The following is a 23,729-nucleotide window of genomic DNA, read 5'->3' as shown; positions in this document are numbered from 1 at the left end:
TGATGGCGCTATCATTTCCTCCACGTCGCGATGCGTCGGGGCCGCCTCCCGCGCGGGCCTTCGCGGAAAAGGTTGGCTCCGTCAGGCCGCTCTGGCCGACCCCCAGAGCCAGTTAGCCGATCGACGGGCAGGTTTGTGGGAACGGAGCCGCGCCGGTCGCGTTGGGTCCATGTCTTCGGTGATGGAGATGCTTGGCGTTCGGCCGCATCCATCGTCACGGCGACTGTCTGAAAAGCACGAAACAGGAGCGATTCATGACAATCGAACATGCGTCCATGCGAACCGTCCGCAAGCCCTGGGGAAAGAACGATCTCCGGCCGTGGAATGAGATCCATGACGATCCCGACGCCGTTGGGGAGATCTGGTTCCAGCGAAAGAGCCAGGACGTCGCGGACCCCGAACTTCTCCTCAAGCTGCTCTTCACGAGCCAGCCGCTTTCCATCCAGGTGCATCCGGATGACGACTACGCCCACAAGATGGGCCAGCCGCACGGCAAGACCGAAGCGTGGTACATCCTCGACGCCGAACCCGATGCTGCTGTCGCCGTCGGGTTGACGCGCGAGATCGGGCCGGATGAATTCCGCAGGGCGATCGAGGACGGCTCGATCGCCGATCTCGTCCAGTGGCACCCCGTTCGCGCCGGCGAGGTGATCTTCATCCCGGCCGGCACCATTCATGCGATCGGCCCGGGGCTGGTCCTGGCGGAAATCCAGCAGCGCAGCGACACGACGTTCCGGCTGTTCGATTACGGCCGCAAGCGCGAGCTGCATGTCGAGGACGGCGTTGCCGTGGCCCATGCCGGCCCGCCGGAAGCGCAGCCCAAGCCGCACCGGCTGGGGCCTTCGCGCACCGTGCTGATCGCCAACCCGTTCTTCGTGTTGGAGCGGGTGACGCTGGAGCCGGATACCACGCGCGTCCTGAATGCGCCCGGCGAGACCTGGATCCTCGGCCTCGATGGCGACGCGACGCTGGGGCCGACGCATGTGGCCGTCGGCGAGGCCGTTTTCCTCGACCATGAGCGCTGCACGATCAGCGCCGGCGAGGGCGGCCTGACCGCGCTTTGCGCCTATCTCGGACCGGAAGCGCATCCCGATCTTCTGGAGATGCCGGACGCGACCGTTATCGACTTGGCAGCCCGCCGCGCGGGCGCGCCGAATTCTCATCCCGGCGGAAAGGCTGGCGCCTCGTCCCGCATCACGGAGGTTCCTCTATGACCATTGTACACCGGACTTCGACCACCACGCGGGTGGCTTTCATCGGCAATTCGCTTCCGCGCCGCTGCGGCATCGCAACCTTCACGACCGATCTGCAGCAGGCGATCGCGGCGACCGGCAGTGCCGATACCGCCATCATCGCCATGACAGATTGTGGTCGAAGCTATGACTATCCGACCAGCGTCGCGCTCGAGATCCAGGAAGCCACGCTCGAGGACTATGTCGCGGCGGCGGACTACCTCAATCGTGGCGGCTTCGATGTGGTGTCGCTGCAGCATGAATTCGGCATCTTCGGCGGCGAGGCCGGCAGCCATGTGATCGCGCTGCTGGCGCGGCTGGACATGCCGGTCATCACCACGCTCCATACTGTTCTCGCCGAGCCGACCGATGCGCAGCGCCGCGCGCTCGACCGCATTATCGACTTGTCCTCGCGGATCGTCGTGATGGCGGAGAAGGGCCGGGAGTTGCTGCGCACCATCTATCGTGTGCCGGCCGAGAAGATCGACGTCATCCCGCACGGCATTCCCGATTTCGACTTCGTCGACCCGGAACCGGTGAAGGCGAAGCTCGGCTTCGGCGACCGCACCGTGATCCTGACCTTCGGCCTCCTGTCGCCCAACAAGGGCATCGAGGTCATGATCGACGCGATGCCGCAGATCCTGGAAAGCCGGTCCGACGCGGTCTATGTCGTGCTGGGCGCGACCCATCCCAACCTCGTGCGCGACCAGGGCGAGAACTACCGCGACAGCCTGGTCGAACGGGCGCGCCATCTCGGCGTCGAGGACCATGTCGTCTTCAAGGACCAGTTCGTCGATCGCGAAACGCTGCTCGACTACATCGCCATGTGCGATGTCTACGTGACGCCTTACCTCAATGAAGCGCAGATGACCTCGGGCACGCTCGCCTACAGCTTCGGCCTCGGCAAGGCGGTGGTCTCGACGCCGTATTGGCATGCGAGCGAGCTGCTGGCGGATGGCCGCGGCGTGCTGGTGCCCTTTGGCGACGCCAAGGCGACCGGCGCGGCGATCGCCGACCTGCTGACCGATGACGCGCGCCGCGAGGCGATGCGCAAGCGGGCCTATTCGACCAGCCGGTCGATGACCTGGGAGAGCACGGCCAAGCGTTACCTGGCCTCGTTCGAGACGGCACGCCGTGGCGATCGCCTGAAGCTCATCCCCCCGGCAAGCACCGCCATGCTTGCCAATGTCCCGCCACCGGCCATGCAGCTCGGCCACCTGCTTGCGATGTGCGACGATACCGGCCTGTTCCAGCATGCGGTTCATTCCGTGCCGGATCGCCATCACGGCTACTGCGTCGACGACAATGCGCGCGCGCTGCTCGTTGCCTGCGCCCTGAACAAATCGGGCGAGCAGCGCCTTTCCGAACCGCTGACCGCCCGCTTTGCCTCGTTCATCCAGCATGCCTGGAACCCCGACACGCGCCATTTCCGCAATTTCATGAGCTTCGACCGGCGCTGGCTGGAGGATCGCGGCTCGCAGGACAGCCACGGCCGCACGCTCTGGGCGCTGGGCGAAGCCTCGGCCAACGATGCGAGCCCCTCGCGTCGACGCTGGGCGGCCTCGCTGTTCATCGCGGCGCTGCCCACCGTCGAGGAATTCGGCTCCCCGCGCGCCTGGGCGTTCACCTTGCTCGGCCTGGATCCCTATTGCGCCGCATTTCCGGGTGATCCTATCGCCGAGCGGCACCGCACGTTGCTGGCGGACCGGCTTCTGGCGCTGCTGGAGCAGACCGAGACCGAGGATTGGGTGTGGTTCGAGAATGGGCTTTCCTATGACAATGCACGTCTGCCCCAGGCCATGATCGCCACCGGCCGGGCCACCCGCAATGCGGACTACCTGGCGGCGGGTCTGCGCAGCCTGCGCTGGCTGATCCAGATCCAGACCTCGCCCAAGGGCCAGTTCCGCCCGGTGGGCAGCGCCACCTTTGGCGAGCAGCGCAAGCCGCCGCTTGCCTTCGATCAGCAGCCTCTCGAGGCGACCGCCACGATTTCCGCCTGCCTCGCGGCATGGCGGGCCGATGGCGACGGGTCGTGGACAGCCGAGGCGAAGCGCGCCTTTGGCTGGTTCCTCGGCGAAAACGACCTCTCGGTGTCGCTGGTCGATCCCGAGACGGGCAGCTGTCGCGACGGGCTGCATCCCGATCGCGCCAATGAAAACCGCGGAGGTGAATCCGTCGTGTCCTATCTTCTGAGCCTGGCCGAGATGCGCCAGCTCGCACGCCTCAGTGGCGATCGTGTGAAACCGGAGCTGCGAGCGCTCCGTGCTTGAACTCGCCCCCAATCCCATCAGTCAAGGCGACGTCGAATTGACACACGTCACGTTCCTGAATCGCCAGGCGCTCTATCTGCGCCCGGATCCTGCTCGCGTCGTGGTTCGGCCGTTCAAACCGGCGACCGAACCACGCGATCTCCATCCGAAGGAAAAGACCCGCGCCAACCACATCGTGGACCGCGTGCTTGGCCTCGACCCGGAAGCGGCCGCCAGCCAGTTGATCGACGTGCTGGAGAATTTCGACGGCCGGCATCGCAATCTGCTGCGGACCTTCGAATTCCGCTGCGACGAGATGGAAGAGGCCTTCGATCCGCATCCTCCTTTCAGCCGGATCCAGCGCCAGCTGATCGGTGCGTATTTCCTGCATGAGTATTCGTTCGAGGCTGCGGCGCTGTTCAACCCCAGCATCGTGCCGCATCCCGACCAGTCGGGCGCGGGGGAAGGCGAGAAACGTTTCGTCCTCAGCCTGCGGTCGGTCGGCGAGGGCCATATCTCGTCGCTCACCTTCCGGTCGGGAACGGTGACGGCCCAGGGCATCGTCACCGTGGATCCGACGGTTCGGCTGGCCTCGGTGCCGAAGGTGGTGGCGCGCTCGCCGGTGCCCGACGGCGAGGCGGTCGAACTCGCCTTCTCGCCCGAGGAAGACATCAGCGAGCGGCTGATCTTCCCGATCACCGCCTCGCAATCGAACGGCATCGAAGATGCGCGCTTCGTGGAATTCCACGATGGCCCCCGCAAGACCTATTACGCCACCTACACGGCCTATAGCGGCAGCGCGATCCGTTCCGAGCTGATCGAGACGACGGATTTCCAGACCTTCCGCATGGGCCCGATGCGTGGCAGCGCCGCCCGCAACAAGGGCATGGCGCTGTTCCCGCGCAAGATCGATGGCCGCTATGCCATGATCGGCCGGCAGGACAACGAGAACCTGTACCTGATCTATTCGGACGATCTGTTCTCCTGGGATGGCGGTGTCGCCATCCTGCGGCCGCGCTTCCCGTGGGAGTTCGTGCAGATCGGCAATTGCGGCTCGCCGATCGAGCTCGACGAGGGCTGGCTGCTCCTGACCCATGGCGTCGGACCGGTCCGCAAATATTCGATCGGCGCCGTGCTGCTCGACAAGGACGATCCGTCCAAGGTGCTCGCGCGTTCCAGCGAGCCGCTGGTGCGGCCGGAGCCGTCCGAGCGGGAGGGCTATGTGCCGAACGTCGTCTATACCTGCGGCGCCATGCGGCACGGCGACTATCTCGTCCTGCCCTATGCCGTCTCGGACACGTTCTCCGCCTTCGCGACGATCCGGATCGACGCCCTGCTGCGCGAAATGCGCGGCTGAACCGTCAAGCCGCGCCATCCTTTCCATACGGAAGGGTGGCGCGGCTGCGCCTCGACGGGGATGCTCTCCGGTGGACGCGCGCCCTCGGCTCGCGCTATCCCTTGTCGGGTTGGTTTCTCAACGGGGTGGGGCGGAACGCATTTCATGGTGACGACGCAATCGGAACACGGCGCGGCCGCACGGCTCGCCATCATCGTCATGGGCGTCTCCGGCTCGGGCAAATCCAGCATCGGCGAGGGCCTGGCCGAAGCGCTCGGCATCGATTTCGTCGATGGCGACGGGCTGCACAGCCCGGCAAACGTCGCCAAGATGGCGAGCGGCACGCCGCTGGTCGATGACGACCGGTGGCCCTGGCTCGACAGGATCGGCGCGACGCTGGGCGACCGCGCGGCCCATCCCGCCGGCATCGTCGTTGCCTGCTCGGCGCTGAAGAAGATCTATCGCGACCGGATCCGCGCCGCCGCCGGCCAGCCGATTCGCTTCGTCTTCCTCGACGCGCCGCAATCGCTGGTCAAGGACCGGCTCGGCGCGCGCAAGGGCCACTTCATGCCGCCCAGCCTGCTCGACAGCCAGTATGCGACGCTGGAGCGTCCGGGCGCGGACGAGCCCGACGTGCTCGCCGTCGCAGTCGATGTCTCGATCGCCGCAATCGTGCGCCGCGCGGCCGCCGAGCTTGCCGGCGGCGCCGCGGTCAAGCCCTTGAACTGACGAGGATTTGGCCCTCCGGCGCAAAAGCGGAACAAGAAACTCAGCCGGGCCGGATCTTGGCAACAATCCAACTCGATTCTTGCCGAGCGGCCCCGTACTAGTTTCCTGGCGGCGGCGGTCACGCCGTGGCCCCTCCCGGCTTCTGGTTCGCAATCGCCCATGACGCAAAGCCACCCTCCGATCGCAGTCGCGCTGCAAGGCGTCGCCAAGAGCTTTGGCGGCGAGCGGGTGCTGTCCGGCCTGTCGCTGGAGGTGCCACGCGGCGAATTTCTGGCGATCGTCGGCCCGAGCGGCAGCGGCAAGACCACGGCGTTGCGCATCATCGGCGGTTTTGAAGCGCCCGACGAGGGGACGGTCTGGATCTCCGGCGAGAATGTCACGGCCGTTCCAGCCGAACGGCGCGACGTCAACACCGTGTTCCAGAGCTATGCGCTGTTCCCGCATATGAGCGTCATCGACAACGTCGCCTATGGCCCGCGGATGCGCGGCGTCGGCCGCAGCGCCCGCCGCAGGAAGGCCGGCGAACTGCTGGAGCTGGTGCGTCTTTCCGATGTCGGCGACCGCAAGCCGAACCAGCTTTCCGGCGGCATGCAGCAGCGCGTGGCGCTGGCGCGCGCGCTCGCTAACGAGCCGGCCGTGCTGCTGCTCGACGAACCGCTCGGGGCGCTCGACCGGAAGCTGCGGGAAGAGATGCAGCGCGAGCTTCGCCGCATCCAGACCGAGCTCGGCGCCACCTTCATCTACATCACGCATGACCAGGAAGAGGCCTTCGGCATGGCCGACCGGCTCGCGGTGATGCGCCATGGCGGCTTCGAGCAGATCGGTGACCCCGCGACGATCTACGATCGCCCGGTCAATGCCTGGACCGCGCTCTTCGTCGGCAGCGCCAACCAGATCCGCGCCACTCTCGGCGAAAGCGGGGCCCTTCTGTCCGACCTCGGCCCCCTCGCGGCCTCGCATGTCGACCCCGCGCTGAAATCCGGCGATCCGGCTCTGGTGATCGTCCGGCCGGAAGAAACCCGCTTCCTCCGCGCCTCGGCGGATGCCGCCTCCGGCCCCAACCGCTTCGCGGCCCGCCTCGTTGACGCCGTGGCGCTCGGCCCCTCGCTGCGGCTGCGCGCGGTGACAGCCGGCGGCATCACCTTTGAATCGATCGAGCGCCGCGCTAGTTCGGACGGCATCGAGTGCCTTCCCGGCGACGCCGTCCTGGTCTCCTTCGCGGACCGTGCCGCGCGCGCCTATCGCGACGAGCCCGTTGCCAATTCCCTTCGTCCGTCCTCCTGACAAGGATCCCCGTCATGACCCGGCATCTGCTTCTTCCCAACGGTTCCCTTCGCGGCGCGGGCTTCAGCCGCCGCTCCGTCCTCGGCCTGCTGGGCGCAGCCCCGGCGGCGCTCGCCGTCGCTTCGGCCTTCCCGCGCGGCGCTTCGGCCGAGACCACTGGCGGCACGCTCAACGTCTTCTCCTGGCCGAACTATTTCTCCAATGAGAGCCTGGCCAACTACACCCGTAAGTCGGGCGTGACGCCCAACATCACCAGCTATGATTCCAACGAGACGCTGTTCGCCAAGCTGAACAGCCCGGCCGGCGCCGATTTCGATCTCGTCATCCCGAGCTCGAGCTGGATCAAGCAGATGGCCGACAAGGGCCTGCTGCAGGAGATCGACCACAACCGGCTGAACTTCGCCTCGCTCGATCCGGCGCTGCTCGACCGCGACTATGATCCCGGCAACAAATACTCGATCCCGAAGGACTGGGGCGTGCTCGGCGTCGTCTACGACCCGGAAGCCGTCGGAGCTGAGATCAAGACCTGGCAGGACTTCCTTGATGCCGGCGCCAAGCCTGGCGTCAGCGGCAAGGTGCGCCTGTCGGATTCCGGCTGGGAAACCATCGGCATGTCGCTCTGGACGCATGGCAAGGACTGGAACAAGGCGACCGAAGCCGAGATCCGCGCCGCCGGCGAGGAGATCAAGGCCTTCGCCAAGCATGTGAAGACCTTCTCCGGCCTCGATCCGAACCAGCTGGCCAATGGCTCGATCGTGCTGGCGCAGACCAACCAGGGCACGGCGCGCGCCGCCATCGGCCTCAATCCGAAGCTCAAATTCGTCGTGCCGGGGCCGATGAGTGAGCTCTGGGTCGACAATTACGCCATCCCCGCCAAGGCGCCGAACCTCGACCAGGTCTACGATTTCCTGTCCTACCAGCTTGAGCCGGAAGTGCAGCTTTCCGAGACGCAGTATATCGGCTTCCCGGCGGCGCTCGCCGGCCTGCGCGAGAAGCTGCCGGCCGACACCAAGAACGCCGACCTGATCTTCGGCGGCAAGGATCTGGACTTCTCCAAGCTGACCTCCTTCGTCGTCGACCCGGCGACGATCGGCGTCTATCTCGAAGTCCAGGCCGAGATCCAGGCCGCGGCGGGCGGGTGAAGCGGGTTGATCCGCTCCGGGAATAGCCCTGGCATGACTCGACCATCATCCTGAGGTGCCCGGCAAAGCCGGGCCTCGAAGGAGGGTCCAGGAAACGCCTTGATGCCGATAGCGGGCGGCTCTCGACGGACTTCCGGTCCGTGCCTGCACAGTCGAGTGTCTGGCTGGACCCTCCTTCGAGGCTTCGCTGACACGAAGCACCTCAGGATGATGGGGGAGCTTGATCCGGGGCGGTCTCGACGGGGCAACAAGCTCCGTCCGCCCCCTCTACCGCTTGCGGGAGAGGGCTGGGGTGAGGGACTTTCTTGGCGCGAGGGTCTCCTCCGCGCGCGATGAAGAAGCAGGCGCCGTCTCGATGTATCTTGCGCAAAAGGGCCTATGATCTCCGCGAGCAAACCTAGTCAGCTGACATCCAAGCGCGCGCCCTCGGCGCGCGTTTCCGATCACCTGTTCGCTGCCATCCCGACCGCCTGGCTCGCCATCTTCTTCCTGGCGCCGCTGGCCTTCACGGTCGTCTATTCGTTCGGCAATTCGCTGTTCGGCGCGGTCGAGCTCGGCTTCACGCTGAAAAACTACCAGACCGCGCTTTCCGGCTTCTACCTTTCGACCTTCCTGCGCACCGTGCAGTTCGCCATCACCGCCTCGGCGCTTTGCCTCGCCGTCGCCTTTCCCGTCGCCTATTTCATCGCGCGCAAGGCCGGGCGCTTCCGCACGCTGGCGCTCGTCCTGATCCTCATTCCCTATTTTTCGTCCTTTCTCGTCCGCGTCATGTCGTGGCAGATCCTGCTGGCGCGCGGCGGCGTGTTCGAGGTGGTGCTGAATTTCCTGCATCTGCACGAAGGGCCGCTCGATCTGCTCGACACCAAGACCGCCGTCTTCATCGGCATGGTCTATGCCTATCTGCCGATCGCCATCGTGCCGCTTTTCGTCGTGCTCGACCGCATGCCGCCCGCTTTGCTCGAGGCGAGCCGCGATCTCGGCGCCAGCCGCTTCCAGACCTTCTGGGCCGTGACATTGCCGATGGCGCGGCCTGGCATCGCCACCGCCGTGCTTCTGACCGCCGTGCCGATGCTGGGCGAGATGGTTATCCCAAAACTGCTCGGCGGCAGCCGCGGCGTGCTGATGGGGCAGGCGATCTCGTCGCAATATCTGCAATCGCAGAACTATGCGCTCGGCTCGGCCATGGCGGTGCTGGTGCTGGTCGCGGTTGCGGTCGTCGTCGCCGCGCTCGCCCGGCTCACCAAGGGTTTCGCCGAGGTGGCGACATGAGCGTCCGCATGGATGGCCGGCAGAAGCGCATCACCGATGCCGGGCTGACGCTCTGGTTCGGCCTCGCGATCCTGTTCCTGTTCGCGCCGCTCGCCATCTCGATGATCTATTCGTTCAATGTCGGCGTCGTCGGCAAGCAGACGTCGAATTTCACCGGCTGGACGCTGGAATGGTATCCGGCCGCCTGGAACGATCTGGCGCTGCGTCGCTCGGTCCAGACCAGCCTCTACGTCGCCTTCTGGGCGGCGCTGATCGCGCTCGGCATGGGCGCCTCGCTCGGCTATGCGCTGGTGCGCCATCCGAGCCCGCAGGTGCGAAAATGGCTGTCGGGCCTCACCTATATCCTGCTGATCGTGCCGGAAGTGGTCATCGGCGTCTCGCTGCTGCTGTTCTATGCCGTCACCGGCATTCCGCTCGGGGCGGCGACGCTGATCGCCGGCATCACCCCGGCGGCCATCGCGGTCACGGCGCTGATCGTGCGCGCCCGCGCGCTGACGCTCGACCCGAAGCTGGAGGAGGCGGCCGCCGATCTCGGCAGCACGCGGCTGAAGACGCTGTGGTTCATCGTCCTGCCGCAGCTTTTGCCGGCGATCCTGGCGGGCGGGCTGGTGTCCTATGCCTTCTGTTTCGACAATCTGGTCGTCGCCGCCTTCCTGACGACGCCAACCGTCAACACGCTGCCCGTCTATCTCTATGGCAGCCTGCAATACGGCCCGGCACCCTCCGTCTATGCGGCGGCGACGGTCGTTTTCCTGTTCACGGTAACCCTGCTCGGACTCGCGGCGCTCTGCTTCCAGCTTTCGCGACGTTCGGGGCGGGTGCGATCGGTAGGCGGGTGATGAGCGCGACCGTGCCGCTTCACCCGTCTCCGATCGTCCGGCCCCCTATGGCCCAAGACCCGCTCATCATCCTGAGGTGCCCGGCAAAGCCGGGCCTCGAAGGAGGGTCCAGGGAACGTCCCGACGGAGATCTTGAGGGTAGCTCGGCAGATCTCCAATTTCGTGCGCGCCCCCGTGGGCTCCGCTGGACCCTCCTTCGAGGCTTCGCTACCGCGAAGCACCTCAGGATGATGGCGGTGCAAACCGATTGGCTTGGGCGGCCGAAAGGCCCGCATTTGTCAACCCGCACCATCCGTTCGGCGCGCATCCCGAGCCTGCCTAATACCTCAACCGGAGCTTTGCTCCGACCGCTCCCTCCGGGACAGGTGAAAGCCAGATCCTCCGATCCGGCTGCCAGCACGAGACCCAGTTCATGACCCAGTTCTCCGCCCAAGACCTGCTCGATCCGCCCGCCTATCCCAATGTCGGCTATGCGCTGCTGGCCGACCGGATCGGCGCGGTGATGCGAAGCTTCGACGATGTCGTCTTCGTGCAGGCGGAAGCGGTCGTGGCGCTGGAAGCGGTGGCGGCCAGCCTCGCCAAGCCGGGCCTTCGCGTCCTCAACGTCGTCACCAGTATGTATGGCGACTATTTTGCCGCCTGGCTGCGCCGGGGCGGCGCTATCGTCGAGAATGTCGTGGCCGAACTCGGCCGGCCCGTCGATCTCGCGGTCTTCCAGGCGGCGCTCGACGCGATGGCCGAGGTCGATGTCGTCGTGCTTGTGCATGGCGAGGCCGCGAACGGCGTCTTGAACCCGTTGCCGGAGATCGCCGAGGCCGCCAAGGCGCGCGGCGCGTTGCTGGTGGTCGACGCCGTCGCCTCGATCGGCGCGCATACTTTCGAGGTCCAGACGTTCGGCATCGATATCGCCGTCATCGGCCCGCAAAAGGGACTCGGCGGCCCGGCCGGCCTTTCCGCCATCTCGGTCAGCGAGGCGGCCTGGGCGAAGATCGCCGAGGAGCCGGCGCTGCGGCTCTCGACGCTGTCGCTGCTCGATCTCAAGGAGAAATGGCTGGATCTCGGCGCCGATGCGCTGCCCGGGACGCCGGCGCCGCTCGAATTCTGGGCGCTGGATGCGGCGCTCGACCGGATCGACGCGGAAGAAGACGGCATCGAGACGGTGATCGAGCGCCACCAGCTTGCCGCCCGGGCGACGCGCGCCGGCCTCCGCGCGCTCGGCGTAACCCCGTGGATCGAAGAAGACGCTTCCGCCTCGGCGCTGGTGACGGCGGCGCCGGTTCCTTCCGGTATCGAACCGCAGGCACTGGTCGACGCTGCCGCCGAGTTCGAGGGCTCGGCCATCAGCCTCGGCGTCGGCGGCGTCGAGCATCTGCTGGTCCGCCTCAACCACACGGGCATCCGCGCCGCCTATCGGCCGGTGGTCGCCAATGTCGTCGCTTATGGCCAGGCGCTGGCCGCGCTCGGCGAGAGCGTCGATATCGACGCGGCGATCGAGGCCGTCGCCAAGACCTACCAGGACGCCGAGCCGGTGGGGTCGGCGGAATAGGCCGTTCTTCACCTCTCCCTGAGGGAGAGGTCGACGGCCGCAGGCCGGCGGGTGAGGGTTTACGGCCCCACCGGAGAGTTTCCTAAACCCTCACCCGGCTCTTCGAGCCGACCTCTCCCTCAGGGAGAGGTGAGAAGCCAGCACCGGAACCGCCCATGACCGCCCGAACGATCCATCTGAACGCCTTCGAGAATTGCTCGCCGGTCAACATCTCGTCCGGCCTCTGGCGCCATCCGGAAGACCAGTCGCACCGCTACAAGGATCTGAGCTACTGGACGGAGCTGGCGGTGATGCTGGAAGGGGCGGGCTTCGACTCGATTTTTTTGGCCGACGTGCTCGGCATGCTCGACGTCTATCAGGGCAAGCCGGACGCGGCCTTGCGCACCGCCACACAGGTGCCGATCAACGATCCCCTCTCGATTATTTCCGCCATGGCGGCGGTCACGAAAAAACTTGGCTTCGCCGCCACCGTCTCGCTGACCTACGAGCAGCCCTACAGCTTCGCCCGCAAGATGACGAGCCTCGACCATGCGAGCCAGGGGCGCGTCGGCTGGAACATCGTCACCTCCTATCTCGACAGCGCCGCGCGCAATCTCGGCGGCGGCGAGCAGCTCGCGCATGACGAGCGCTATGATCGCGGCGACGAGTTCATGGAGGTGCTCTACAAGCTCTGGGAAGGGTCCTGGGAGGACGATGCCGTCGTCATCGACAAGGCGAGGGGCGTCTATGTTGATCCCGCCAAGGTCCATCCGATCGCGCATCAGGGTCGCTATTTCACCGTGCCCGACGCCTTCATCGCCGAGCCCTCGCCGCAACGTACGCCGGTGCTGTTCCAGGCCGGTTCGTCCTCGCGCGGCCAGCAATTCGCCGCCACCCATGCCGAGGGGGTCTTCGTGCACGGCACGCGGCCGGAGGTGATCGCGCCCGTCGTCGCCAATGTGCGCGCCCGCGCGGCGGCGCTCGGCCGCGACCCGCGCAGCATCAAGGCCTTCGCCGTCACCACCATCATCGCCGCTGAAACGGACGGCGAGGCGGAGGAGAAATACGCGGAACTGCTCTCCTATGGCGATTACGAGGGCGCGATGGTGCAATTCGCCGGCCCGCTCGGCCTCGACGTGTCGAAGTTCGATCCCGACATGCCGCTGACCGAAATCAATCCGAACGCGGCGCAGTTCGCCCGGCATCTGTTTTCGGACGCCGATCCCGACGTCGTCTGGACGCTGCGCGACATCGCCCATTACATGGGCGTCGGCGGCATGGGCCCGAAATTCGTCGGCTCCGGCAAGACGATCGCCGACGAGATGGAGCGCTGGGTCGAGATCGCCGATCTCGACGGCTTCAACATCACCTATGCCATCCGTCCCGGCACCTTCGTCGACACGGTGAAATACGTCGTGCCGGAACTGCGCCGCCGCGGCCTGATGCGCTCGGCCTATGACGGCTCGACGTTCCGCGAGCGCCTCTATGGCAAAGGCCAGAAGAACTTGCGCGACGACCATCCGGGAAGGAAGTTCTGGAGGGGGTAGGGGGCTTCCTTCACCTCTCCCATGGGGAGAGGTCGGCCCGCAGGGCCGGGTGAGGGGTTGCGGCCTCACCGGAGAAAGCTCAACCCCTCACCCGCCGCACGTTGTGCGTCGACCTCTCCCTATGGGAGAGGTGAAGGAAGTCAGTTGGAGACCTTGCCGATGTTTTCGCTTTCAGACGCCCAGCGCTTCATGCAGGCCGAGGGCATCGATGCCTGGCTGCTGGTCGATTATCGCGGCAGCAATCCGCTGCTCTGGCACATCCTCGGCGTCGTCCGGAACCCGACCCGCCGCGCCTTCCTGATCGTGCCGCGAACCGGCGCGCCGGTGCTGCTGATCCATACCGTCGACCAGTTCTTCTTCCACGACGTTGACATCGACAAGCGGATCTTCCGCGGCTGGGTCGAGATGCGGGCGATGCTGCGCGACCTGCTCGGACCGGCCAAGACGCTGGCGCTGGAATATTCGGAAGAGGGTGGCGTGCCGACCGTCTCCTGGACCGATGCCGGCACCGTCGAACTGCTGCGGAGCTGGGACTACCGGATCGTCACCTCGGCCGATCTCTTCCAGGTCTCGGCCGCCGCCTGGGACGATTTTGCGATCGAGTCCCACAAGCGCGCCTGCGTCGTCGTCGCCGGCATCAAGGACGCCGCCTTCGACCGGGCGAAATCAGCCATCCGGGTTAACAAGCCGCTAACAGAATATGAGCTGCAGCAGTTCATTTTTTCCGAGTTTGACCGCCTCGGCCTGGAGACTGAAGGTCAGCCCGTGGTGCAGGTCAATGGTCATTCCGGGATCGTCTCCTACGAGCCGAAGCCGGAAGGATCGGCGACGATTGGCGCCGGCGACTGGCTGCTGATCGATTTCTGGGCGCGCTATCCCGGCGAGCGCAACGTCTATTCCGACATCGCCTGGGGCGCCTATGCCGGCGCGGTCATACCGGAAGAGCTCCAGGCCGTCTTCGACATCGTTCGCCACGCCCGCGACGCCGCGCTGCAAGCGATTGAAACCGCTTGGGAAAACGGCGAGACGCTGGAAGGCTGGCAGGTCGACGATGTGGCGCGCGGCATCATCGCGGCTGCCGGCTACGGCGACAATTTCCACCACCGCACCGGCCACAGCATGGGGCCGGGCAAGCGGCTGCATGGGCTCGGCGTCAATCTTGACAACCTCGAAACCCACGACACCCGTCGCATCCTGCCGCGCACCGGCTTTTCCATAGAGCCGGCGATCTATCTGCCGGAATTCGGCGTCCGGCTGGAGATCAACGTGTTCCTCGATCCGGTCGCGGGACCCACGGTGACGACGCCGACCCAGACGGAAATCGTCAGGCTTGTCTGAGGTTTAGGCGTTGCGGCGAAGCAGGCTCGCATAGATCTCGTCGTCGCCGCAAAGGCCGGCGAGGCGGCCCAACTGGTCGACGAAGACGATCGGGTGGTCGGATTGCCGCTTCAGCGCGATCGCCGCATTGAGCTTGAGATCGACGGGCGCGACGATGATATCGCAGGGCGTGTCGAAGCTCGCGGCATCGCCCTCGACGACGCCAAGCTTGCCCTCGCAGCCATTCACTTCGACCCCGACCGGCCGGTCGGCGGCGTCGACGCGGATGCGCACCAGGCCCTCGCGGTCGAGCAGGACGGCGCCCTCGGCGCGGCGCAGCGCGCGGGCCGGCGTCATCACCGAACGTCCGCGCAACACGTTCAACGGGTTGGTATGCTTGACGAATTCGGCGACATAGGCGTTGGCGGGGCGGAGCAGGATTTCCTCCGCCGTGCCCGCCTGGACGATCCGGCCGCCCTCCAGGATGGCGATCTTGTTGCCGAGCTTCATCGCCTCGTCCAGGTCGTGGCTGACGAACAGGATGGTCTTCTGGATCCGGCTCTGCAGGCTGAGCAACTCGTCCTGCATCTTGTCGCGGATCAGCGGGTCCAGCGCCGAGAATGGCTCGTCCATCAAGAGGATGTCGGCGTCGGTCGCAAAGGCGCGCGCCAGCCCGACGCGCTGCTGCATGCCGCCGGAAAGCTCATGCGCGTGCTTGTCGGCCCATTGCGTCAGCCCGACCATGGCGAGCTTCTCGTCGACGATGCGCTTACGCTCGTCCTTCGGAATGCCGCGGATTTCCAGGCCGAAACCGACATTTTCCCGCACCGAGCGCCAGGGCAGGAGGCCGAATTGCTGGAACACCATCGAGACGGTGCGCATGCGGATCTCGCGCAGCATGGCCTCGCCACAGGCCGCCACGTCGACCGGCTTGCCGTCGTGCGAGACCGAGACGCTGCCGCGCGCCACCGTGTTGAGTCCGTTTACCGCGCGGAGCACCGTGGATTTGCCAGAGCCGGAGAGTCCCATCAGCACGCAGATCTCGCCGCGCTCGACCGTCAGGTTGACGCCGGCGGCGCCAAGCACCGAGCCGGTCTGGACCAGGATCTCGTCGCGTGTCGCGCCCTTGTCGATCAGCGCCAGCGCTTCTTTCTGGCGGTCGCCGAAGACGATGTCGACATCGCGGAATTCGATCGCCGCCATCTCAGCGCTTCCCCGACTTGGGCTCGGGGCGCTTGCAGACGCGGTCGAGCACGATTGCGAGAAGCACGATAGCCGCGCCCGCCTCGAAGCCCATGCCGATATTGACGGAATTGAGCGCGCGCACCACCGGCTTGCCCAGCCCGTCGGCGCCGACAAGGGCGGCGATCACCACCATGGAGAGCGACAGCATGATGCACTGGGTGACGCCGGCCATGATCGTCGGCATCGCATAGGGCAGCTCGACCTTGTAGAGCAGCTGCCGCCGCGTGGCGCCAAAGGCCTTGCCGGCCTCCTGCAACTGGCTCGGGACCGAGGAAATGCCGAGATGGGTCAGGCGGATCGGCGCGGGAATGGCGAAGATCACGGTCGAGATCAGGCCGGGCACGGCGCCGAGCCCGAACAGCACCAGGGTCGGGATCAGGTAGACGAAGGTCGGGATCGTCTGCATCAGATCGAGGATCGGCCGGATGCCGGCATAGAGCCAGGGCCGGTGCGCGGCGGCGATGCCGATCGGTACGCCGACGACGACGCAGACGACGGTGGCCCAGATCACCAGCGACAGCGTCTCGAGCGTCGCCTGCCAGTAGCCGAGATTGATCACCAGCAGGAAGGCGATGACCGTAAAGGCCGTCAGGCGGATCGAGCGATGCAGCGCATAGGCGATCGCGCCGAAGATGGCGATGAGCAGAAGCGGCGGCGTCAGGATCAGCAGGTCGGTCAAGCCGTCGATCAGCGAACCGAGGACGAGCGAAATGAAGTCGAAAAGCCACTGCGCATGCAGATTGAGGAAGTCGACGAAGGTCTTGATCCAGGAGCCCAGCGGGATCTTGTGCTCGGTCAGCCAGCTATACATGGGAAGGGTCTCCGGCGGCCGTTAAAGACCGTCCGGGCGGTTACAGCTCCGCCCGGTCTTGCAGCGCGGTCGATGTCGACGCCAGCAAGCCGGCGTCGACAGGGACGGGATTTCGATCAGAGGCCGAGGCTCTTCTTCACGGCCGGCAGGCCGGGCTGGCCGTCGATCGTGTTGACGCCGGCAAGCCAGCCATCGAGCGCGGCCGGATTGGCCTTCAGCCAGGCGGTGGCGGCCGCATCCGGGTCCAGTCCGCCATCCAGGATGCTGGAACATGACCTGGCCTTCGATCGGCAGGGTGAACTTCATGTTCTTGATCAGCGCGCCGACATTCGGGCACTCTTCGAGGAAGCCCTTGCGCACGCTGGTCGAAACCGTGGCGCCGCCGAAATTCGGCCCGAAGACGTCATCGCCGCCATCGAGATATTCCATCTTGAACTTCTCGTTCATCGGATGGGGCGCCCAGCCCAGGAAGACGATCGGCTCTTCGCGGCGGCCGGCGCGATCGACCTGCGAGAGCATGCCCTGTTCGCTCGATTCCACCAGTTCGAAGGAGCCGAGATCGAACTTGTTGGCCTTGATCATGTCGAGGATCAGGCGATTGCCGTCATTGCCCGGCTCGATGCCATAGATCTTGCCGCCGAGCTTGTCCTTGAACTTGGCGATGTCGGCAAAGGTCTTCAGGCCCTCGTTGAAGAGGTAGGTCGGCACGGCGAGCGTATATTTGGCGCCTTCGAGATTGACGCCGACCACTTCGACCGAGCCGTCATCCTGATAGGGCTTCAGATCGGCGGCCATGGAGGGCAGCCAGTTGCCGAGGAAGACGTCGATATCCTTGTTCTTCAGCGAGGCGTAGGTGACCGGCACCGACAGCACCTGCAGCTTCGGCGTGTAGCCGAGCCCGGTCAGGATGCGCGAGGTCAGGCCCGTCGTCGCCGAGATATCGGTCCAGCCGACATCGGAGAAACGCACGGTCTTGCAGGAAGCGGGCTCGGCCGCATAAGCGGTGCCGGCGAGCGCGACGACGCAGGCCGCAGCCGCCAAGGTCTTCGACAGTATCGAATTGAGCATTCAGATTCTCCCAACGGGCGGCCATGCGGAAACGGCCGCTGCTCCCCACCAAGCATAGCGCAGCATGGGACGCGTTGAAGCGTCCTATACATTGGATCTGGTGATAGTCCCCGTGGCGATGTGTCCACCGCTCTTCGTTATTTGTCCAATCAACATCAAACGGAGCGCCATGTCACGCGCATTGTTTGCTCGTTCAATGCTCGAAAGAGCCGTTTTTCTAAGCGCCTGAGTCATTCCTTGTCATTTGTGACGCTGGGGAAGTGCGCGGGCGCATCACGCGGCGCGTAATTATTGATTGCTTGTTCAATCAAGATGCCTGACCATTGAACGGCTTGATGGCGGAAGGGGAATGACATGCGTGAGGCCGGTTCCGTCCGGGTCGAAGCCGAGGACGTCCGGAGACGGCAGCTGATCGAGGCGACGATCGAATCGCTCGCCGATGTCGGTTTCGCCGCCTGTACGCTGATGGATATCGCCCGCCGCGCCGGTGTCTCGCCCGGGCTGGTGGCGCATTATTTCGGCGACAAGGAAGGCCTGCTGGAGGCGACGCTCCGCCATCTCGCCGGTCGGCTCGCCCGGCTGGTGTCGATCCGGCTGGCGCAGGCGCGCACGCCGCGCGAGCGGATCCAGGCCGTCATCGACGCCAATCTGGCGCCCGAGGAATTCGACCGCCGCACCGCCAGCGTCTGGCTCGCCTTCTGGGGCCAGGTGATCCATTCGGCCCGCTTCAAGCGCGTGCAGAACGTCTATCAGCGCCGCATGCTTTCCAATCTGCGCCATGGCCTGAAGCAGATCGTGCCGGCGCGCGAGGCGCAGTCGATCGCGATCGCCATCGCGGCGGTGATCGACGGGCTCTGGCTGCGCGAGACTCTGGCGGCCGAAGGCGAGCCGCATGGCGCGGGGGCGCGCGCGATCGCCACCGCCTTCGTCGATGCGCAGCTGGCAGCCGTCCGGCCGCGCGCCGCCATCGCCGAGCCGCCGACGAACCGGGGCGGCCGCGACCATGCCATCCGCAATCACATCGGCGGCCGTGCCCATCCGGCCGTCGAGGCCCGCAGCTTCGCCACGATCAATCCGGCAACCGGCGAGACCCTCGCCGAAATCGAGATCTCCGGCCCTGCCGAGATCGAGGCGGCGGTGAAGAGCGCCAGGCGCGGCCAGAAGATCTGGGCCTCGATGACCGGCAGCCAGCGCGGGCAGATCCTGAAGCGCGTCGCCAGCCTCCTGCGCGAGCGCAATGATGAACTGGCGCGGCTGGAGACGCTCGATACCGGGAAGCCGATCCAGGAAACCTCGGTGGTCGACGTGCTGTCCGGCGCGGATTGCATCGACTATTTCGCCGGTCTGGCGGGGGCGATCACCGGCGAGCATGTCGATCTCGGGCCGGAAGCATTCGGCTATACGCGCCGCGAACCGCTCGGCATCGTCGCTGGCATCGGCGCCTGGAACTATCCGCTGCAGATCGCCTGTTGGAAGGCGGCCCCGGCGCTCGCCGCCGGCAATGCGATGATCTTCAAGCCGGCCGAGCTGACGCCGCTGACGGCGGTGAAGCTGGCGGAGATCATGACCGAGGCCGGCGTGCCGGACGGCGTCTTCAACGTCGTGCAGGGCTTTGCCGAGACCGGACGGCTGCTGACGCGCCATCCCGATATCGCCAAGATCTCGCTGACCGGCGAAGTCGGCACCGGCAAGAAGGTGATGGCGGACGCGGCCGAGACGCTGAAGCAGGTGACGCTGGAACTAGGCGGCAAGTCGCCCTTGCTGGTCTTTGAGGACGCCAATCTCGACGATGCCGTCTCCGGTGCGCTACTTGCCAATTTCTATTCGGCCGGCGAGGTCTGTTCGAACGGCACCCGCGTCTTCGTGCAGGAGAGCGTGCGCGAGGCGTTTCTGGAAAAGCTCGTCACCCGCACCAACCGGATGATTGTCGGCGACCCGCTCGATCCGCGAACCCAGGTCGGCGCGTTGATCTCGGAAGCGCATATGCAGAAGGTGCTCGGCTATATCGAGCGCGGCAAGGCCGAGGGCGCCAGGCTCCTGACCGGCGGGCACCGCGTCGTCGATGGCTCGCTTTCGAAGGGCGCCTTCGTCGCGCCGACGGTCTTCGATGGCTGCGCCGACGACATGGCGATCGTGCGCGAGGAAATCTTCGGGCCGGTCATGGCCGTGCTGTCGTTTCGCGACGAGGAAGAGGCGATCGCGCGGGCCAACGACACGCCCTTCGGCCTGGCGGCCGGCGTCTTCACCCGCGATCTGGCGCGCGGGCACCGGGTCATCGCGCGGCTGCAGGCCGGCACCTGCTGGATCAATCACTACAACGTCACGCCGATCGAACTGCCCTTCGGCGGCTTCAAGCAATCCGGCCTCGGTCGCGAAAACTCCAAGGCTGCGCTCGAGCACTACACCCAGCTGAAGAGCGTCTACGTCAATCTGGGATCCATCGACTCGCCCTACTGATTCCGCGCCATTCCGTGATTCATGGCAACAGGGAATGGCTTCAGCTCTTTGTTTGATCGCGTTTTCTTCACGCGAACCGGTGGCCACTTCGCTCGAAAAAGCTTCAGGAGGATGCCGTGCCGAACGGGAACGCTGAAAGCTTCGACTATATTGTCGTCGGCTCGGGTTCCGCCGGTTCGGTGCTGGCCAACCGACTGACCGAGGATGGCCGCCATACCGTCCTCGTACTCGAATATGGCGGCTCCGATCGGTCGGTGCTGATCCAGATGCCGGCGGCGCTGTCGATACCCATGAACATGGCGCGCTATAGCTGGCGCTATGAGACGGAGCCCGAGCCTCATCTGGACGGGCGCCGGCTGCATTGCCCGCGCGGCAAGGTGCTGGGCGGTTCGTCGTCTATCAACGGCCTCGTCTATGTGCGCGGCAATCCGCTTGATTTCGAACGCTGGGAGGAGGAGGGCGCTTCCGGCTGGGCCTACCGCGACGTGCTGCCCTATTTCCGCCGGGCCGAGGCGCGGCAGGAGGGCGGTGACGACTGGCGCGGCCAGGACGGGCCACTCGCCACCCGCTACGGCTCGCTGGAGAACCCGCTCTACAGGACCTTCATCCAGGCGGCGGCCGAGGCTGGCTATCCCACTACCGATGACATCAACGGCGCGCAGCAGGAAGGCTTTGGCCGGATGGACATGACGGTGAAGGATGGCGTGCGCTGGTCGACGGCGAACGCCTATCTGAAGCCGGCCATGACCCGTCCCAATCTCGAAGTCCGCACCCATGCGCTTGCGACGGCGATCCTGTTCGAGGGGCGTCGCGCCGTCGGCATCCGCTATGAGCAGGGCGGCGTTTCCAAGGAAGTCCGCGCCCGGCGCGAGGTGATTCTCTCCGGCGGGCCGATCAACTCGCCGCAGCTTCTGAAGCTCTCGGGCGTCGGTCCCGCCGGTGAATTGCAGGCGCTGGACATTCCGGTGGTCGCGGACCGGCCGGGGGTCGGCGAGAATCTGCAGGATCATCTGGAGTTCTATTTCCAGATGGCCTGCACCCAGCCGATCACGCTCTACGCGTGGTCCGGGCTGGTCGGCAAGGGCATGGTCGGGGCGCAATGGCTAACCACCGGCACCGGGCTCGGCGCCAGCAATCACTTTGAAAGCTGCGGTTTCATCCGCTCGCGCCCGGGCATCCGCTATCCCGACATCCAGTATCATTTTCTGCCGATGGCCGTGACCTATGACGGCACCGGGCTTGCCTCCGAGCATGGCTTCCAGGCGCATGTCGGGCCGATGCGCTCCAAGAGCCGGGGCCATGTCCGGCTCGCCACGCGCGACCCGCATGTCCATCCCAGCATCCGCTTCAACTATATGAGCCATGCCGACGACTGGACCGAGATGCGCGCCTGCGTGCGGCTGACGCGGGAGATCTTCGCCCAGCCGGCCTTCGCGCCCTATCGCGGGCGCGAGATCCAGCCGGGCGCGGATGTGGTCAGCGACGAAGCGATCGACGCCTTCATTCGCGCCAAGGTGGAAAGCGCGTATCACCCGTCCTGCAGCTGCAAGATGGGGGCGGTCGACGACCGAATGGCCGTGGTCGATCCGGAAACGCGGGTGATCGGCGTCGAGGGGCTGCGCGTCGTCGACAGCTCGATCATGCCGTCGGTGACGACCGGCAATCTCAACGCGCCGACCATCATGATCGGCGAGAAGGCGTCAGACCATATTCTCGGGCGGCCGATGCTGGTTGCCGCCCATGCGCGCTATCATGTCGCCGAGAACTGGCAGACGGCCCAAAGGTGACGCGCGTCTAGAACTCGATCAGCCGGTGGCTGCGCAGATAGGCGAGGATCGCCTGCGCCTTTTCGGTGGGGGTGCCGTCCGTGACGAGGGTGCCGCCCTTGCTCTCGCTGGTGATGGCCGCCGCCATGCGGGCATGGCCGGATTTCTTCTCCGTCGCCTTGAGCACGACCGGCTTCCTGGCCGGTTCGGTGCGCCATGCCGTCGATGTGGCCTCGGTTGAGGCGGGTGCCGGTAATGTTACGGACTGGCCCGACACGCGGCGCAGATGGCTGTAGCGCGGCGTGAGCGGCGCCATCGGATGCACGGCGATGATCGCCGGAAGGCGGACCGTGACGCGGCGCCGCTGGCCCTTGGGCAGGAATTGCGTGATCTCGGCCTGGCCCTCCGCCACGGCGAGATCCAGCGCCTGCGCCACAATCGGCAGGCCGAGGCGTTTGGCAAGCGCATAGGGCAGCATGCCGCTCGCCTCGCCGCCTTCCGTCCGGCTACCGGTGAGGATCAGGTGGAAGCCCTGCAAGCGCGCGGCGAGCGGGGGCACGATGTCCTGCCCGCCCGGCACCGGAAGGATCTCGAGCGGCGCGGCGCTGTAGGCGAGGTAGTCGGCCAGTGCCGGCTCGTTCGGGTCGCCGGCATGGAGGATCGTGACCTCACCGCCGGCCTTGCGCGCCAGTTCCAGCGCCAGCAGATCGTTACGATCCGGCCGCGCCGCGCCGCTCACCGGATTGCGGCCGATCGAGACGAGGACGGCGATGCGGAGCTGCCAGCTATCCATCGGCCCGCGCCTCGTCGACGGCATCGCCCGGCCAGTTTCGCCCGGCGGTCTCGCTCACAAGCGCCTGCATGACCGCTTGCGCATCCGCGACAATGGTCAGATCGGCGCGACGGGCAATCGGGGCGCTGGCATCGCTGTTGATGGCGATGACATGCCGGCAGGCGCGGATTCCTTGCAGATGCTGCACGGCGCCGGAAATGCCGATCGCCATGTAGACGCTGGCCTGAACCGTCTTGCCGGTAGCGCCGACCTGCTTGTCCCTGGGGAAGCGGCCATCGTCAACGGCGACGCGGCTGGCGCCGATCGCCGCGCCGAACAGGTCCGCCACCGCTTCGAGCGTCGGGACGTCGCGCACGCCATTGCCGGCCGCGACGATGAAATCGGCCTCCTCGAGCGGCAGCGCCGCCCCCGCGACCGGCTTGAGCCCGAGGTCCCGATAGAGGCCCGGCGCCACGGCATGGGCGGCGTAGTCGAGCCGTTCGCCGGCGCCGAGGAAGGGCAAGGCAGCATCGATCGCGCCGGGGTCGAGCAGGATGAACCGCGGCAGGCCGCGCCGGGCCAGCACGGTGCCGCCTTGCCGGTTGCAGGCAACCGAGACCGGCTTCAGTTCGACGACATGGGTTGCGATCTCTACGTCCAGCGCCGCCGCGGCGCGTCGGCCGAGATCGCCGGTGCCCGTCGGGCTGTCCGGCATCAGGACATGGCGCGGCTGGAAGCGATCAATGACGTCGGACAGTACTGACACCTCCAGATCCGGCAGAAAGGCGCCATTGCCGCATTCCGGCACGGCGAGGATCCGGTCCGCGCCAAAGGGCCCCAGATCCTCCGCCAGATCGCCCAGAACCAGCACCAGCACGGGGGTGGCGGGATCGGCCAGGATCGCAGCGGCGGCGATCGCCTCGCGGGCCGGCCCATCAAGGGCGCCGCGATCGCTATGCGCCACGACCAGCAGGGTCGCCGTCGCCTCGCTGACGAGGCGCAGCGGCCTGGAGGTCGCCGTCGCGACGGGCGAAAGCGTGATGTCGCCGGCTTCGCCTTCCTCGCCCAGCACGATCCGGCGGATACCTTCGGGCGTGATCCGGAAGGGGCGTCGCGGGTTTATGCGCCGGGTGCCGCTCAT

General features: G+C 66.3%; 17 protein-coding genes and 1 pseudogene. 13 read left to right on the top strand and 5 right to left on the bottom strand.

Annotated features, from left to right (window positions below; genetic code table 11):
- Positions 1-254 precede the first annotated feature (254 nt).
- From ACHMWQ_RS21775 to ACHMWQ_RS21725, 11 genes are all read left to right on the top strand, one after another.
- Positions 255-1,214, top strand: coding sequence for a class I mannose-6-phosphate isomerase (locus ACHMWQ_RS21775; protein WP_396309067.1), 960 nt, complete (start codon positions 255-257; stop codon positions 1,212-1,214).
- Entirely contained in the window at positions 1,211-3,502 is a 2,292-nt protein-coding gene (locus ACHMWQ_RS21770) for a glycosyltransferase family 4 protein (RefSeq protein ID WP_396309066.1), read from the top strand. Before ACHMWQ_RS21775 ends, ACHMWQ_RS21770 begins: the two co-directional genes overlap by 4 nt.
- A 37-nt stretch (positions 3,503-3,539) precedes the next feature.
- Positions 3,540-4,838 carry a glycoside hydrolase family 130 protein gene (locus ACHMWQ_RS21765; protein ID WP_396309065.1) on the top strand — a complete coding sequence of 433 codons (1,299 nt, stop codon included), beginning with the start codon at positions 3,540-3,542 and terminating at the stop codon, positions 4,836-4,838.
- Positions 4,839-4,982: 144 nt separating this feature from the next.
- Entirely contained in the window at positions 4,983-5,546 is a 564-nt protein-coding gene (locus tag ACHMWQ_RS21760; RefSeq protein ID WP_396309064.1) for a gluconokinase, read from the top strand.
- Between the two features lie 159 nt (positions 5,547-5,705).
- Positions 5,706-6,830, top strand: a complete 1,125-nt coding sequence (locus tag ACHMWQ_RS21755) for an ABC transporter ATP-binding protein (protein ID WP_396309063.1) — start codon at positions 5,706-5,708, stop codon at positions 6,828-6,830.
- Between the two features lie 14 nt (positions 6,831-6,844).
- Entirely contained in the window at positions 6,845-7,972 is a 1,128-nt protein-coding gene (locus ACHMWQ_RS21750) for a spermidine/putrescine ABC transporter substrate-binding protein (protein ID WP_396309062.1), read from the top strand.
- A gap of 378 nt (positions 7,973-8,350) precedes the next feature.
- A complete protein-coding gene (locus tag ACHMWQ_RS21745; protein ID WP_396309061.1) occupies positions 8,351-9,241 on the top strand; it encodes an ABC transporter permease in 891 nt (296 codons plus the stop codon).
- Positions 9,238-10,080 (top strand): ABC transporter permease, encoded by an 843-nt coding sequence (locus tag ACHMWQ_RS21740; RefSeq protein WP_396309060.1) that lies wholly within the window; start codon positions 9,238-9,240, stop codon positions 10,078-10,080. The genes ACHMWQ_RS21745 and ACHMWQ_RS21740 overlap by 4 nt, the downstream gene beginning before the upstream one ends.
- A 412-nt stretch (positions 10,081-10,492) precedes the next feature.
- Positions 10,493-11,626 carry a pyridoxal-phosphate-dependent aminotransferase family protein gene (locus tag ACHMWQ_RS21735; RefSeq protein WP_396309059.1) on the top strand — a complete coding sequence of 378 codons (1,134 nt, stop codon included), beginning with the start codon at positions 10,493-10,495 and terminating at the stop codon, positions 11,624-11,626.
- A gap of 155 nt (positions 11,627-11,781) precedes the next feature.
- Entirely contained in the window at positions 11,782-13,152 is a 1,371-nt protein-coding gene (locus ACHMWQ_RS21730) for an LLM class flavin-dependent oxidoreductase (RefSeq protein ID WP_396309058.1), read from the top strand.
- Positions 13,153-13,311: 159 nt separating this feature from the next.
- Positions 13,312-14,490: a M24 family metallopeptidase gene (locus ACHMWQ_RS21725; protein ID WP_396309057.1), complete on the top strand. Its 1,179-nt coding sequence runs from the start codon at positions 13,312-13,314 to the stop codon at positions 14,488-14,490.
- A gap of 3 nt (positions 14,491-14,493) precedes the next feature.
- Here the strand turns inward: ACHMWQ_RS21725 and choV are convergent, their stop codons facing one another.
- From choV to ACHMWQ_RS21710, 3 genes and pseudogenes are all read right to left on the bottom strand, one after another.
- On the bottom strand, positions 14,494-15,672 hold the full coding sequence (choV, locus tag ACHMWQ_RS21720; protein WP_396309056.1) for a choline ABC transporter ATP-binding protein: 1,179 nt from the start codon (positions 15,670-15,672) through the stop codon (positions 14,494-14,496).
- Position 15,673: 1 nt separating this feature from the next.
- Positions 15,674-16,525 carry a choline ABC transporter permease subunit gene (gene choW / locus ACHMWQ_RS21715; RefSeq protein ID WP_354550890.1) on the bottom strand — a complete coding sequence of 284 codons (852 nt, stop codon included), beginning with the start codon at positions 16,523-16,525 and terminating at the stop codon, positions 15,674-15,676.
- A gap of 116 nt (positions 16,526-16,641) precedes the next feature.
- Positions 16,642-17,593: pseudogene (locus ACHMWQ_RS21710) on the bottom strand (choline ABC transporter substrate-binding protein).
- Positions 17,594-17,947: 354 nt separating this feature from the next.
- Between ACHMWQ_RS21710 and betB the strand changes: the two are divergent.
- Both betB and betA read left to right on the top strand, forming a co-directional pair.
- Positions 17,948-20,050: a betaine-aldehyde dehydrogenase gene (betB, locus tag ACHMWQ_RS21705; protein WP_396309055.1), complete on the top strand. Its 2,103-nt coding sequence runs from the start codon at positions 17,948-17,950 to the stop codon at positions 20,048-20,050.
- A gap of 116 nt (positions 20,051-20,166) precedes the next feature.
- The gene (gene betA, locus ACHMWQ_RS21700; protein ID WP_396309054.1) at positions 20,167-21,837 is read left to right on the top strand and encodes a choline dehydrogenase; all 1,671 of its coding nucleotides are present in this window, start codon (positions 20,167-20,169) and stop codon (positions 21,835-21,837) included.
- Between the two features lie 7 nt (positions 21,838-21,844).
- Here betA and ACHMWQ_RS21695 read toward each other — a convergent pair whose 3' ends face one another.
- Together ACHMWQ_RS21695 and ACHMWQ_RS21690 are read right to left on the bottom strand one after the other, a co-directional pair.
- Positions 21,845-22,609 carry an electron transfer flavoprotein subunit beta gene (locus tag ACHMWQ_RS21695; RefSeq protein WP_396309053.1) on the bottom strand — a complete coding sequence of 255 codons (765 nt, stop codon included), beginning with the start codon at positions 22,607-22,609 and terminating at the stop codon, positions 21,845-21,847.
- Positions 22,602-23,729, bottom strand: a complete 1,128-nt coding sequence (locus ACHMWQ_RS21690) for an electron transfer flavoprotein subunit alpha/FixB family protein (RefSeq protein ID WP_396309052.1) — start codon at positions 23,727-23,729, stop codon at positions 22,602-22,604. The genes ACHMWQ_RS21695 and ACHMWQ_RS21690 overlap by 8 nt, the downstream gene beginning before the upstream one ends.

It is taken from the genome of Kaistia sp. UC242_56 (assembly GCF_044452255.1).
Taxonomy (GTDB): domain Bacteria; phylum Pseudomonadota; class Alphaproteobacteria; order Rhizobiales; family Kaistiaceae; genus Kaistia; species Kaistia defluvii_A.
This window is presented reverse-complemented; position numbering and strand designations above follow the sequence as displayed.